The organism is Streptomyces sp. NPDC030799 (assembly GCF_055572255.1).
Map to the genome: position 1 here is coordinate 381,893 of NZ_JBVIDS010000004.1, position 12,698 is coordinate 394,590.

General features: G+C 71.4%; 12 protein-coding genes. 4 read left to right on the forward strand and 8 right to left on the reverse strand.

Translation table 11 applies throughout. From position 1 onward, the window contains the following. The first annotated feature begins 30 nt into the window (after nucleotides 1–30). Nucleotides 31–822 carry a S1 family peptidase gene (locus tag ACZ41I_RS12660; RefSeq protein ID WP_468322890.1) on the forward strand — a complete coding sequence of 264 codons (792 nt, stop codon included), beginning with the start codon at nucleotides 31–33 and terminating at the stop codon, nucleotides 820–822. Between the two features lie 112 nt (nucleotides 823–934). On the opposite strand, the gene dmpI is transcribed toward ACZ41I_RS12660, so the two are convergent. Continuing rightward, entirely contained in the window at nucleotides 935–1,117 is a 183-nt protein-coding gene (dmpI, locus tag ACZ41I_RS12665; RefSeq protein WP_076090755.1) for a 4-oxalocrotonate tautomerase DmpI, read from the reverse strand. A gap of 92 nt (nucleotides 1,118–1,209) precedes the next feature. Then, complete coding sequence (locus ACZ41I_RS12670; RefSeq protein WP_468514036.1) at nucleotides 1,210–2,076, reverse strand: LysR family transcriptional regulator; 867 nt, start codon at nucleotides 2,074–2,076, stop codon at nucleotides 1,210–1,212. A gap of 281 nt (nucleotides 2,077–2,357) precedes the next feature. Between ACZ41I_RS12670 and ACZ41I_RS12675 the strand changes: the two genes are divergently transcribed. Then, a complete protein-coding gene (locus ACZ41I_RS12675) occupies nucleotides 2,358–3,506 on the forward strand; it encodes a magnesium and cobalt transport protein CorA (RefSeq protein ID WP_363219308.1) in 1,149 nt (382 codons plus the stop codon). Between the two features lie 98 nt (nucleotides 3,507–3,604). On the opposite strand, the gene ACZ41I_RS12680 is transcribed toward ACZ41I_RS12675, so the two are convergent. Further along, complete coding sequence (locus tag ACZ41I_RS12680; RefSeq protein ID WP_399772912.1) at nucleotides 3,605–4,252, reverse strand: phosphoribosyltransferase; 648 nt, start codon at nucleotides 4,250–4,252, stop codon at nucleotides 3,605–3,607. Between the two features lie 126 nt (nucleotides 4,253–4,378). On the opposite strand from ACZ41I_RS12680, the gene ACZ41I_RS12685 reads away from it, so the two are divergent. Next, nucleotides 4,379–5,197, forward strand: a complete 819-nt coding sequence (locus ACZ41I_RS12685; RefSeq protein WP_399772909.1) for a polysaccharide deacetylase family protein — start codon at nucleotides 4,379–4,381, stop codon at nucleotides 5,195–5,197. Nucleotides 5,198–5,267: 70 nt separating this feature from the next. Then, nucleotides 5,268–5,708 (forward strand): SRPBCC family protein, encoded by a 441-nt coding sequence (locus ACZ41I_RS12690; protein ID WP_363219311.1) that lies wholly within the window; start codon nucleotides 5,268–5,270, stop codon nucleotides 5,706–5,708. 79 nt (nucleotides 5,709–5,787) lie between these two features. Here ACZ41I_RS12690 and ACZ41I_RS12695 read toward each other — a convergent pair whose 3' ends face one another. The 5 genes from ACZ41I_RS12695 to ACZ41I_RS12715 all read right to left on the reverse strand — a co-directional run bounded on the left by ACZ41I_RS12695 (nucleotide 5,788) and on the right by ACZ41I_RS12715 (nucleotide 12,545). Beyond that, a complete protein-coding gene (locus ACZ41I_RS12695) occupies nucleotides 5,788–6,939 on the reverse strand; it encodes an XdhC family protein (protein ID WP_399772906.1) in 1,152 nt (383 codons plus the stop codon). Nucleotides 6,940–6,987: 48 nt separating this feature from the next. Further along, nucleotides 6,988–8,445, reverse strand: a complete 1,458-nt coding sequence (locus ACZ41I_RS12700; RefSeq protein ID WP_363219814.1) for an NCS2 family permease — start codon at nucleotides 8,443–8,445, stop codon at nucleotides 6,988–6,990. A gap of 209 nt (nucleotides 8,446–8,654) precedes the next feature. Continuing rightward, the gene (locus ACZ41I_RS12705; protein ID WP_363219812.1) at nucleotides 8,655–11,039 is read right to left on the reverse strand and encodes a xanthine dehydrogenase family protein molybdopterin-binding subunit; all 2,385 of its coding nucleotides are present in this window, start codon (nucleotides 11,037–11,039) and stop codon (nucleotides 8,655–8,657) included. 1 nt (nucleotide 11,040) lies between these two features. Continuing rightward, nucleotides 11,041–11,652 carry a (2Fe-2S)-binding protein gene (locus ACZ41I_RS12710; protein ID WP_399772899.1) on the reverse strand — a complete coding sequence of 204 codons (612 nt, stop codon included), beginning with the start codon at nucleotides 11,650–11,652 and terminating at the stop codon, nucleotides 11,041–11,043. Next, nucleotides 11,652–12,545: an FAD binding domain-containing protein gene (locus tag ACZ41I_RS12715; RefSeq protein WP_399772896.1), complete on the reverse strand. Its 894-nt coding sequence runs from the start codon at nucleotides 12,543–12,545 to the stop codon at nucleotides 11,652–11,654. Before ACZ41I_RS12715 ends, ACZ41I_RS12710 begins: the two co-directional genes overlap by 1 nt. Nucleotides 12,546–12,698: the final 153 nt, after the last annotated feature.

Below are 12,698 nucleotides of genomic sequence, written 5' to 3' on the forward strand. Positions count from 1 at the left end.
CCACCGGTGCAACCCCCACTGAGGAGACTCATGTTCGGGCCCAGACGTGCCAGAAAGACCGCCGCGGTTTCGGTGGTCACCGCCGCCGCCGCGGCGAGTGCGCTGTTCGCCTCCCCCACGGCGAGCGCCGCCCCGCAGCCCATCGTCGGCGGTACGACCACCACGACGACGGCGTACCCGTTCGTCATGCAGATCACCGACGCGTCCGGCAACCAGTTCTGCGGCGGCACGCTCGTGGCCGCCACCAAGGTCGTGACGGCGGCGCACTGCATGGCCGGCGAGTCCGCGCGCAACGTCCGCGTGGTGGGCGGCCGGACCTTTCTCAACGGCACCGACGGCACGGTCAGCAAGGTCAGCAAGATCTGGGTCAACCCGGACTACACCGACGCCACCAAGGGCGACGACGTGGCCGTACTGACCCTGTCGACGTCGATGCCGTACACCCCGGCCTCGTACGTCTCCTCCTCCCAGACGAGCGTGTACGCGGCCGGCACCCAGGCCCGCATCCTCGGCTGGGGCACCACCTCGGAGAACGGCAGCTCCTCCAACCAGCTGCGGACCGCGACCGTCCCGGTCGTGTCCGACTCCAGCTGCGGTTCCTCCTACGGTTCGGACTACGTCAAGTCCGACATGGTGTGCGCCGGATACAGCTCCGGCGGCGTAGACACCTGCCAGGGCGACAGCGGCGGTCCCCTGCTCATCGGGGGCGTCCTGGCAGGGATCACTTCCTGGGGCGAGGGGTGCGCGGAGGCCGGTTACCCGGGTGTGTACACCCGGCTGACCACCTTCGCGGACCTGGTGACCGCGCAGGTCCACTCCTAGCCCCGCAGACGTCCCGAGCACCCCTCGGGAAGATGCCAGGGGGGCGTTGCGAGCCACCACGAGCGGCCCGCAACGCCCCCCTCTCCACGTTCACCCCCGTGCAACGCGGGGGCTACTTGTCGGCCGTGAGCTTCCCGGCCGCGCCCCAGCTGTCCGCCGGGACCTCGTGGATCCACACCTGCACGGTCTCCGCCGGGATCCGGTACGCGTCGACGAAGGCGTCGGTGACCCGCTTGACCAGCTCCCGCTTCAGCTCGACATCGCGGGGACCCTGCTGGATGGTGACGATCGGCATGACTGAACTCCTTTGACCGGTGTTCCGTTTCGGTGGGTCCAGTCCATCGCGGCGCACGTCGGCGACCAAGAAGCAGTCCGCGACCGCAGTGATCAGCTCTGGTGATCGCCGCAGGCCGACAGCAGTTTCTCCAGGTGCGGGGAGGGGGCGGCGGCGGACACCGCGAGGCCGGTCGCCAGGGCCAGTCCGGGCGCGCGGAAGGCGACGTACGCCACCCTGGGCGTGGCCAGCACGCGCGCGTGTGAGGCGTAGACGACCGTCCACAGGGGGCGGGCGCCGATGGTGGCGAGGGTGTCGTGCAGCGTGCCCCCGGCCGGTCCGGGCACCGGCTCGAACCCGGCCGCATGGCAGGCGCCGACGACCAGGTCGACCAGGGCGGGGTTGTTCCGGCGCGGGGTCAGGGCGAGGGGCAGTCCGGCGAGGTCCGCGAGGTCGATCTCGTCCCGCGCCGCGAGCGGATGCGTGGCCGGCAGCGCGGCCACCAGCGGATCGGACCACAGCGGCACCACCCGTACGCCGGGCGGGGGTTCGGCCGAACGCACGAACGCGGCGTCCAGCCGGCCCTCCGCTACCCGGGCGAACCGTTCGTCGGCCGGCAGGGAGATCAGCTCCACCGGCACTTCGGGCGCCCGCTCGGCGAACGCGGCCAGCACCCGGTCCAGATGCGCGCCGAGCCCGGTGCTGGTGCCGAGGCGCAGCACGGCGGGTGCCGCCACGGCGGCGCGTGCCTTCTCCGCCGCCGCGAGCACCGCCCGTGCCTCGGGCAGCAGCCGTTCGCCCGCCCCGGTCAGCCGCACCCGGCGCGGCGAGCGGTCGAACAGCTCGGCGCCCAGCTCCCGCTCCAGCCGCTGCATCTGCTGGCTGACCGCCGACTGCACGATGTGCAGCCGCTCGGCGGCCCGCCCGAAGTGCAGCTCCTCGGCCACGGCGACGAAATAGCTGAGCTGACGGAGTTCCATGGGCTGACTGTAGAGGGGCGCCGACACGGGCCTCTACGCCGGGCGAACCGGGCCGGCGTCCGGGGCGGGGCTGAGCGCACTGAGCGGGAGCCGCGCGGGAGTGGTGGTGTCTCCCGGCGGCCGCTGCGCCCGTTCTGCATCAAGCTGCGCCTACGACTGCGTTTCACCCGGGCGCCGGCCGCGGGGCCGTGGATATCCTGCTTCTCCTCTGCCCCGGGTTTCTCCGGGTCCTGGCCCCGGTGGGTGATCAGGCGTACGCAGGCTCGACGGAGAGGCGTCCGATGTCCGAGCGAGAAAGCGGCAGGAACGGCGGGCGCAGATCCGTTTGGCGCCGCGCCCTCACCCCGCCCCAGCCTCCCGTCGCCGAGGCGCCCGCACCCGCCCCGCCCGCGGCGGACGGCGCCGAGCCGGCGAGCATCGTCCAGGCGGCGCTGTACCGCGACGGCGTCCGCGTCTCCTCCCCCGCCACGCTCGCCGAGACCTACCGCGAACTGCGCGAGCAGCCCTCGGGCATGGCCTGGATCGGCCTGGCCCGCCCCACCGGCGCCGATCTGCGGTCGCTGGCCGCCGAGTTCGGGCTGCACCCCCTCGCGGTGGAGGACGCGATGGAGGCGCACCAGCGGCCCAAGCTGGAACGGTACGGCGACACCCTGTTCGTCGTCCTGCGCGCCGCCCGCTATCTGGACGCACCGGAGGAGGTCGACTTCGGCGAGCTGCACGTGTTCGTCGGCCCGGACTTCGTCATCACCGTCCGGCACGGCGCGGCCCCGGACCTGTCGGCGGCCCGCCGCCGTATGGAGGACACCCCCGACCTGCTCAAGCTCGGCCCGGAAGCGGTCCTTTACGCGATCCTCGACGCCGTCGTCGACGGCTACGCCCCGGTGGTCTCCGGGGTGCAGAACGACATCGACGAGATCGAGACCGAGGTGTTCCGCGGCGACCCCGAGGTGTCCCGCCGTATCTACGAACTCTCCCGCGAGATGGTCGAGTTCCAGCGCGCCACCCGCCCGCTCGTCGGCATGCTGCACGCCCTGATGGCCGGCTTCGCCAAGTACGGGACGGACGAGGAACTCCAGCGCTATCTGCGGGACGTCGCCGACCACGTCACCCACATCAGCGAACGCGTCGACGCCTTCCGGCAGGCCCTCACCGAGATCCTCACGGTCAACGCGACACTGGTCACGCAGCAGCAGAACGCGGAGATGCGGGCCCTGGCGGAGGCGGGTTTCGAGCAGAACGAGGAGGTCAAGAAGATCTCGTCGTGGGCGGCCATCCTCTTCGCTCCGACCCTGGTCGGCACGATCTACGGCATGAACTTCGCGCGCATGCCCGAACTGCACTGGGCGTTCGGCTATCCCTTCGCGATCGGCCTGATGGCCGTGGTGTGCACGGCGCTGTACGTGGTCTTCAAACGGCGGGACTGGCTGTAGAGCACCGCCGGGAGTCGTCCCGCCCCGCGCGACACGCCACGACGAACCCGCACCCGGCAACGACGATGCCCCCGACGGCGCCGGACCGCAGGCTCCCTTCAAGCCCGGCGCAGCCTCAGCGCGGCCAGCACCTCCGCGTCCGTCAGCTGCTCGAAGTCCTCGTACCACTGCCCGACGGCGGTGAACGCGGCCGGCCGGTGCGGGCACAGGATCGTGTCGGCCTCGTCGGCGAGCCGGTCGAGGGAGTCCGGGGCGCCGACGGGGACGGCCAGGACGAGGTGCGCGGGCCGGCGGCGCCGGACGTGGCGCAGGGCCGCGCGGGCGGTGGCGCCGGTGGCGAGCCCGTCGTCGACCACGATCACCGTGCGGCCCGCCGGGTCCGGAGCCGGGCGGTCGCCGCGGTAGCGCTCCTCACGGCGGCGCAGTTCCTTCCGCTCGCGCTCGACCACCGGGGCCATGGATTCCTCGGTCAGGCCGAGCCGGTCCAGGGTCCCGGCGTTGAACAGGGGCGGGTCGTCCCCGACCAGCGCCCCGACGGCGAACTCCTGGTGGTGCGGGGCGCCGATCTTGCGCACGATGAGCACGTCGAGCGGGGCGCCGAGCGCGCGGGCGATGGGCTCGGCGACGGCGATGCCGCCGCGCGGCAGGGCGAGGACGAGGGGGTCGGTGAGGGCGCCCTGTTCCCGCAGGTCGCTCAGCAGTCCGGCGAGTTCCCGCCCGGCTTCGGCACGGTCCCGGAAGCGCATGGCTCGTCCTCCTCCACGGTGCCTCTCCTTCCATGGTGCTCCTGGTAGGGCAACCGGGTCGGATATCCGCGGGCAGGTGCACGACATTCGCACACCAGATCTATACACCGAGTGTATAGTCCACGCATGCCTCATTCGACCGACACGTTCCCGACGCCGAAGCACGCGACCAGAAAGACGCGCGCAACCGTCCGGAGGTTCCGTCCGGGCGTGCTCGCGTCGGCCGCCCTCGGCCTCGCGCTCACGCTGTCCGGCTGCGCCCAGGCCGACACGACCGCACCGAGCACCGTACGGGCCGAGGCCGCGCACGGGGCGCCGGCGAAGTTCGGGACCGTCGACTGCCGCGAGGCCAAGTGCATCGCGCTCACCTTCGACGCCGGACCGAGCGAGAACTCGGCGCGGCTGCTCGACATCCTCAAGGAGAAGAAGGTCCCGGCCACCTTCTTCCTGCTCGGCAAGAACCACATGGAGAAGTACCCGGAGCTGGTCAAGCGGATGGCCGCCGAGGGCCACGAGGTCGCGAGCCACACCTGGGACCACAAGATCCTCACGCGGATACCGGAGGCGCAGATACGCGAGGAGCTGAAGCGGCCGAACGAGGCGATCGAGCGGCTGACCGGGCGCAAGCCCACGCTGATGCGCCCGCCGCAGGGCCGTACGGACTCCCGTGTGCACCGGATCGCCAAGGAGCAGGGCCTGGCGGAGGTGCTGTGGAGCGTGACCGCCAAGGACTACACGACCAGCGACTCGGCGCTCATCACCCGGCGCGTCCTCGCCCAGTCGTCCCGCGACGGGATCATCCTGCTGCACGACATCTACCCGGGCACCGTACCCGCCGTGCCGGGCGTCATCGACGCGCTCAAGGAGCGCGGCTACGTCTTTGTGACGGTGCCTCAGCTGCTGGCGCCCGGCAGGGCGGAACCGGGCGAGGTGTACCATCCCTGACCGCTCGTCCGGCCGGGTGAGGCAGGGGCGAACGCGCAGGTGCCGGGCGGCCATTGCCTACGATCGTGCCGTGCCGACCTTCTCCTTCGCCCGCACGGCCCCGCTCCCGCTCGACGAGGCGTGGCGCCGGCTCACCACCTGGCCCCGCCACGCCGACGCGGTCCCGCTGACCCGGGTCCGGGTGCTCACTCCGGAGCCCACCGGCGTGGGCACCCGCTTCGTGGCCCGCTCGGGCCTCGGCCCGCTGGCCGTCGACGACGTCATGGAGGTGACGGTCTGGCGCCCGCCCGCCGACGGCGAGGCCGGTCTGTGCCGCCTGGAGAAGAGCGGCCGGGTGGTGCGGGGCTGGGCGGAGATCGAAGTGGGGCCGGGGCCCGGAGGTCGCAGCCGGGTGGTGTGGCGGGAGGAGCTTCGGGTGCGTTTCCTGCCGCGTGCCGTCGACGGCGTACTGGAACGAGCGGCGCGCGTGATCTTCGGCCGAGCGGTCAACCGCCTGCTTAGGCGGTCGTAGGCGCCGTGAGGGGCGCGGGGCTGACTCTCTCCGCGGCCCGGCGCGATGGGGCCCCCGGGGTCGGTACCGCGTCGTGCGTTCAGGCCACCGACCCGAACCGTGCCGCCGGCCGGGACGCCGTCTCGCGGTGGATGGGGGTGTGCGCGCCGGTGAGGGAAACCCCGCTGCCGCCCCGCCGGTCGGCGACGATCTCGGCGCCGATCGACAGGGCCGTCTCCTCGGGCGTACGGGCCCCGAGGTCGAGCCCGATCGGGGAGCGCAGCCGGGCCAGCTCCAGCTCGGTGACGCCGACTTCCCGCAGCCGCTCGTTGCGCTCCAGGTGGGTGCGGCGGGAGCCCATCGCGCCGACGTAGGCGACCGGCAGCCGCAGCGCCAGCCTCAGCAGGGGGACGTCGAACTTGACGTCGTGGGTGAGGACGCACAGGACGGTACGGCCGTCGGTCTCGGTGCGCTCCAGGTACCGGTGGGGCCACTCGACGACGATCTCGTCGGCCTCCGGGAAGCGGGTGCGCGTCGCGAACACCGGGCGGGCGTCGCACACCGTGACGTGGTAACCGAGGAACTTGCCGACGCGGGTCAGTGCGGAGGCGAAGTCGATCGCGCCGAACACGATCATCCGGGGTGCGGGGACGGAGGTCTCGACCAGGACCGTGAGCGGGGCGCCGCAGCGCGAGCCCTGCTCGCCGATCTCCAGGGTGCCGGTGCGGCCCGCGTCCAGGAAGGCGCCGGCCTCGGCGGCGACGGTGCCGTCCAGCTCGGGATGGCTCCCGAAGCCGCCGTCGTACGACCCGTCGGGGCGCACGAGGAGGGCCCGGCCCCGCAGCAGTGCCGGTCCCTCCACGATCCGCGCGACCGCCGCCGCCTCCCCACGGGCGGCGGCGGCCAGCGCGGCGGCGACCACCGGCCGGGCGGGACCGTCCGCCCGGACCGGCGTGACGAGGACGTCGATGATGCCGCCACAGGTCAGGCCGACGGCGAAGGCGTCCTCGTCGCTGTACCCGAAGCGCTCCAGGACGGTCTCGCCGTCCTGGAGCGCCTGCCGGCACAGCTCGTACACGGCCCCTTCCACGCACCCGCCGGAGACCGAACCGATGGCCGTGCCCTCGGCGTCCACCGCGAGGGCGGCGCCGGGCTGGCGCGGAGCGCTGCCGCCGACGGCCACCACGGTGGCGACGGCGAAGTCACGGCCCTGCTCGACCCACCGGTTCAGCTCCTCGGCGATGTCCAGCATCTGTCGGTCTCCTCACGGGGTGTTGCTCAGTGGGGCGGGGGCGGCCGGCTAGTGCACGCCGAGCCAGCCCTCGATCGGATGAAGGGCGAAGTAGATCAGGAAGACGGCGGTCAGACCCCACATGAAGGCGCCGATCTCGCGGGCCTTGCCCTGGGCGGTCTTGATGGCCGTGTAGGAGATGACACCGGCCGCGACACCGCTGGTGATGGTGTACGTGAACGGCATCAGGACGACGGTGAGGAAGACCGGGATCGCGGTGGCGCGGTCGGCCCAGTCCACGTGCCGGGCGTTCATCAGCATCATGGCGCCGATGACGACCAGGGCGGCGGACGCGACCTCCTGCGGGACGATCGCGGTGACCGGGGTGAAGAACAGACAGGCCGCGAAGAACAGGCCGGTGACCACGGAGGCGAGACCCGTGCGGGCGCCCTCCCCGACACCGGTGGCGGACTCGATGAAGACCGTCTGGCCCGAGCCGCCCGCCACGCCGCCGATCGCACCGCCGGCGCCGTCGATGAACAGCGCCTTGGACAGGCCCGGCATACGGCCCTTGTCGTCGGCCAGTTCGGCCTCGGTGCCGACGCCGATGATGGTGGCCATCGCGTCGAAGAACCCGGCGAGGACGAGGGTGAAGACGATCATGCCGATCGTCATCGCGCCGACCTTGCCCCAGCCGCCGAACTCCACGTGCCCGAAGAGCGAGAAGTCGGGCATCGAGACCGCGCCGCCGTGCAGTTCGGGGGCGCCGTTGGCCCACTGCTTGGGGTCGATGACACCGAGGCCGTTGAGGACGGCGGCGACGATCGTGCCGGTGATGATGCCGATCAGGATGGCGCCGGGGATGTTGCGCGCCTGGAGCATGAAGATCAGCAGCAGCGTTCCGGCGAAGAGCAGCACCGGCCAGCCGGCGAGCTGGCCCGCCGGACCGAGCGTGACCGGGGTGGCCACGCCCTTGTGCACGAAGCCGGACTTGTAGAGGCCGATGAGGGCGATGAACAGGCCGATGCCCATCGTGATGCCGTGCTTGAGCGCGAGCGGGATCGCGTTCATGATCATCTCACGCAGGCCGGTGACGACCAGCAGCATGATGACGACGCCGTACATCACACACATGCCCATGGCCTGCGGCCACGTCATGTTGGGGGCGACCTGGGAGGACAGGACGCCGGAGACGGAGAGACCGGCGGCGAGCGCGAGGGGCACCTTGCCGACGAAACCCATCAGCAGCGTGGTGAAGGCCGCCGCGAACGCGGTCGCAGTGATCAGTGCCTTCTGGCCGAGGGTGTCCCCCGCTGCGTCCTTGCCGGACAGGATCAGGGGGTTGAGCAGGAGGATGTAGGCCATCGCCATGAAGGTGGTGATGCCGCCGCGGACCTCTCGCGAGACCGTGGACCCTCTCTTGGTTATGTGGAAGTACCGGTCGAGCCAGGATCGCCCTGCCGGGACGCGGGTGCCTTCACCCGCGTCGTCGGCTGCGGTCCTGGGCTCCACTGACTGCTGGGTCATGGTGCCATCTCCCAAGGTTCACAGGGGCACCCGTACAACCTCCTCGGGCCGTACGGGATTTGGGAATGGACGACCCGGGGGACGGCCCGAGACGAACAAAGGGTGGTACTTCAAGGACCGCGAGCGGTGCGGAACTCAAAGGGGGGTTCCTCCGGGCGGCGCGGCGGAGTGTGTGACGTTCCCTGCGCCGCCCGGAGAGCTCTTGGGTGTTACGCGGTTCCCGTGAGGTGCTCGGGCCGCACCGGAGTGCGGTCGAGCTCCAGCCCGGTCGCGTTCCGGATCGCCGCGAGGACGGCCGGGGTGGACGACAGGGTCGGGGCCTCGCCGATGCCACGGAGCCCGTAGGGGGCGTGGTCGTCGGCGAGTTCGAGCACGTCGACCGGGATGGTCGGCGTGTCGAGGATGGTGGGGATCAGGTAGTCCGTGAAGGAGGGGTTCCTGACCTTCGCGGTCTTCGGGTCGACGATGATCTCCTCCATCACCGCCACGCCCAGGCCCTGGGTCGTACCACCCTGGATCTGGCCGACGACGGAGAGCGGGTTGAGCGCCTTGCCGACGTCCTGGGCGCAGGCCAGCTCGATGACCTTGACCAGGCCGAGCTCGGTGTCGACCTCGACCACGGCGCGGTGCGCGGCGAAGGAGTACTGGACATGCCCGTTGCCCTGGCCGGTGCGCAGGTCGAAGGCCTCGGTCGGCCGGTGCCGCCATTCCTCCTCGACCTCGACGACCTCGTCCTCCAGGACGTCGGCCAGGTCGCCGAGGACCTCGCCGCCGTCGGTCACGACCTTGCCGCCCTCCAGCAGGAGCTCGGCGGTCGCCCAGGCCGGGTGGTAGGAGCCGAACTTGCGGCGCCCGATCTCCAGGACCTTCTCGCGGACGATCTCGCAGGCGTTCTTCACGGCACCGCCGGTGACGTAGGTCTGCCGGGAGGCCGAGGTCGAGCCGGCGGAGCCGACCTGCGTGTCGGCGGGGTGGATGGTCACCTGGGTGACGCCGAGCTCGGTGCGGGCGATCTGCGCGTGGACGGTGACACCGCCCTGCCCGACCTCCGCCATCGCGGTGTGCACGGTGGCCACGGGCTCGCCGCCGATGACCTCCATGCGCACCTTGGCGGTGGAGTAGTCGTCGAAGCCCTCGGAGAAGCCGACGTTCTTGATGCCGACCGCGTAACCGATGCCGCGTACGACGCCTTCGCCGTGCGTGGTGTTGGACAGACCACCGGGCAGCTGCCGTACGTCGGCGCCCTCGCTGGACTCCCACTGGCGCTCCGGCGGCAGCGGCATCGACTTGACGCGGCGCAGCAGTTCGGCGACCGGGGCCGGGGAGTCGACCGGCTGCCCGGTCGGCATGATGGTCCCCTGCTCCATCGCGTTCAGCTGCCGGAACTCCACCGGGTCCATGCCCAGCTTCTTCGCCAGCTTGTCCATCTGCGCCTCGTAGGCGAAGCACGCCTGGACCGCGCCGAAGCCGCGCATGGCGCCGCAGGGCGGGTTGTTGGTGTAGAGGGCGATGGCCTCGATGTCGACGTCGTCGATCACGTACGGGCCGACCGACAGGGAGGAGGCGTTTCCCACGACCGCCGGTGAGGCGGAGGCGTAGGCGCCGCCGTCCAGGACGATCCTGCACTTCATGTGCGTGAGCTTGCCGTCCTTGGTGGCGCCGTGCTCGTAGTGGAGCTTCGCCGGGTGGCGGTGGACGTGCCCGAAGAAGGACTCGAACCGGTTGTAGACGATCTTGACGGGCTTGCCGGTGCGCAGCGCCAGCAGACAGGCGTGGATCTGCATCGACAGGTCCTCGCGGCCGCCGAACGCGCCGCCGACGCCGGCCAGCGTCATGCGCACCTTCTCCTCGGGCAGGCCGAGGACGGGCGCGATCTGGCGCAGGTCGGAGTGGAGCCACTGGGTGGCGATGTAGAGGTGGACGCCGCCGTCCTCCTCGGGCACGGCGAGGCCGGACTCGGGGCCGAGGAAGGCCTGGTCCTGCATGCCGAAGGTGTACTCGCCCTCGACGATCACGTCGGCCCGCCTGCGGGCTTCCGCCACGTCGCCGCGGATGATCGGCTGGCGGTGCACGATGTTCGGGTGCGGGACATGGCCGATGTGGTGGTCGTCGCGGCCCTCGTGGACGAGGATCGCATCCGGGGCGAGGGCCGACTTCTCGTCGGTGATCACCGGCAGTTCGCGGTAGTCGACCTTGATCTTGGCGGCGGCGCGTCGGGCCGTCTCGGGGTGGTCGGCGGCGACGAGCGCGACCGGCTCGCCGTGGTGGCGGACCTTGCCGTGGGCCAGGACCGGGGTGTCCTGGATCTCCAGGCCGTAGTTCTTCACCTCGGTGGGCAGGTCGTCGTACGTCAGGACGGCGTACACGCCCGGCGTGGCCAGCGCCTCGGAGGTGTCGATCGAGACGATCTCGGCGTGGGCGACGGTGGAGCGCAGGATCTGGCCCCACAGCATGTCCTCGTGCCACATGTCGGACGAGTAGGCGAACTCGCCGGTGACCTTGAGGGTGCCGTCCGGACGGAGCGTGGACTCGCCGATGCCGCCCTTGGTCTGCGAGCCCTGCGTGATCTTCGTAGGGGCGCCGTTGGCGGGCATGTCAGACCTCCTCGGACTGACGGGCGGCCGCCAGGCGAACCGCGTCCATGATCTTCTCGTAGCCCGTGCAGCGGCACAGGTTGCCCGACAGCGCCTCGCGGATGTCCGCGTCGGACGGGTTCGGGTTGCGCTCCAGGAGTTCGTCGGAGGCGACGAGCAGACCCGGGGTGCAGAAGCCGCACTGGACGGCGCCGGCGTCGATGAACGCCTGCTGGACGGGGCTGAGTCCGCTGCCCTCGCCGGTCTGGGAGTCGGTGCCCTTGGCCTCCCTCCCCCAGGCTTCGCCCGGGGGGACCCCCAGCTGGGCGTCCTGCAGCGAGGTGCCGCAGGCGCCGGTGGCGCAGCCGCCGCGCTCCTCGCGCTGCTTGGCGTAGTCCGCGAGGCCCTCGACGGTCACCACGTCACGGCCCTCGACCTGGCCGGCCGCGACCAGGCAGGAACACACCGGCACGCCGTCCAGACGCACGGTGCAGGAGCCGCACTCACCCTGTTCACAGGCGTTCTTCGAACCCGGCAGGCCGAGGCGCTCGCGCAGGACGTACAGCAGGGACTCGCCCTCCCACACGTCGTCGGCCTCCTGCGGACGTCCGTTGACGGTGAAGTTGACGCGCATTACGCAGCTCCCTCGGTGGTGCGGTGGTTGCCGCGGTACGACTCCCAGGTCCAGGTGAGCGTCCGGCGGGCCATGACGCCGACGGCGTGGCGGCGGTAGCTCGCGGTGCCCCGGACGTCGTCGATCGGGTTGCAGGCGCCGGAGCACAGCTCCGCGAACTGCTTGGCGACCGACGGGGTGATGATCTTTCCGTTGTCCCAGAAGCCGCCCTCTTCGAGCGCCGCGTTCAGGAACTCCTCGGCGGCCTTGGCCCGCACGGGTGTGGGCGCGGCGGAGCCGATGCCGGTCCGGACCGTACGGGTCTCGGGGTGCAGGGCGAGGCCGAAGGCGCACACGGCGATGACCATGGCATTGCGGGTGCCGACCTTCGAGTACTGCTGCGGGCCGTCGGCCTTCTTGACGTGCACGGCGCGGATCAGCTCGTCGGGCTGGAGCGCGTTGCGCTTGACGCCGGTGTAGAACTCGTCGATCGGGATGAGACGGGTGCCGCGGGCCGCCGACTCCACCTCGACCTCGGCGCCGGCCGCGAGCAGGGCCGGGTGGGCGTCACCGGCGGGCGAGGCCGTGCCGAGGTTGCCGCCGACGCCGCCGCGGTTGCGGATCTGCGGGGAGGCGACCGTGTGCGAGGCGAGGGCGAGGCCCGGCAGCTCGGCACGGAGGTTCTGCATGATGTCGGTGTACGGGACGGAGGCACCGAGCCGTACGCTCTCCTCGCCGACCTCCCACTCGTAGAGGTCGCCGATGCGGTTGAGGTCGAGCAGGTACTCGGGCCGGCGGTGGTCGAAGTTGATCTCGACCATCACATCGGTGCCACCCGCAATCGGCACAGCGGTGGGGTGCTCGGCCTTCGCGGCGAGCGCCTCCTCCCAGCTGGCGGGGCGAAGGAAGTCCATGACCGGCTCTCTTCTTGGTCTCATGGGTCGTACAGATTGAGCCAATCCGTGTGCGGCGGTCCCGGCTCGTTCATGTGTTGTTAACGCGCATTGGACTCAGTACACCGCCCGGTACTCCGGGACGGTCAGTCACCGAAACCATGAAGGAGTTGG

What these genes read in the sequence shown, in the direction of transcription:
- ACZ41I_RS12660 (WP_468322890.1), top strand. Translation starts at nt 31, where the DNA reads ATGTTCGGGCCCAGACGTGCCAGAAAGACCGCCGCGGTTTCGGTGGTC.
- dmpI (WP_076090755.1), bottom strand. Translation starts at nt 1,117, where the DNA reads ATGCCGATCGTCACCATCCAGCAGGGTCCCCGCGATGTCGAGCTGAAG.
- ACZ41I_RS12700 (WP_363219814.1), bottom strand. Translation starts at nt 8,445, where the DNA reads ATGACCCAGCAGTCAGTGGAGCCCAGGACCGCAGCCGACGACGCGGGT.
- ACZ41I_RS12680 (WP_399772912.1), bottom strand. Translation starts at nt 4,252, where the DNA reads ATGCGCTTCCGGGACCGTGCCGAAGCCGGGCGGGAACTCGCCGGACTG.
- ACZ41I_RS12675 (WP_363219308.1), top strand. Translation starts at nt 2,358, where the DNA reads ATGTCCGAGCGAGAAAGCGGCAGGAACGGCGGGCGCAGATCCGTTTGG.
- ACZ41I_RS12715 (WP_399772896.1), bottom strand. Translation starts at nt 12,545, where the DNA reads ATGGACTTCCTTCGCCCCGCCAGCTGGGAGGAGGCGCTCGCCGCGAAG.
- ACZ41I_RS12705 (WP_363219812.1), bottom strand. Translation starts at nt 11,039, where the DNA reads ATGCCCGCCAACGGCGCCCCTACGAAGATCACGCAGGGCTCGCAGACC.
- ACZ41I_RS12695 (WP_399772906.1), bottom strand. Translation starts at nt 6,939, where the DNA reads ATGCTGGACATCGCCGAGGAGCTGAACCGGTGGGTCGAGCAGGGCCGT.
- ACZ41I_RS12710 (WP_399772899.1), bottom strand. Translation starts at nt 11,652, where the DNA reads ATGCGCGTCAACTTCACCGTCAACGGACGTCCGCAGGAGGCCGACGAC.
- ACZ41I_RS12685 (WP_399772909.1), top strand. Translation starts at nt 4,379, where the DNA reads ATGCCTCATTCGACCGACACGTTCCCGACGCCGAAGCACGCGACCAGA.
- ACZ41I_RS12670 (WP_468514036.1), bottom strand. Translation starts at nt 2,076, where the DNA reads ATGGAACTCCGTCAGCTCAGCTATTTCGTCGCCGTGGCCGAGGAGCTG.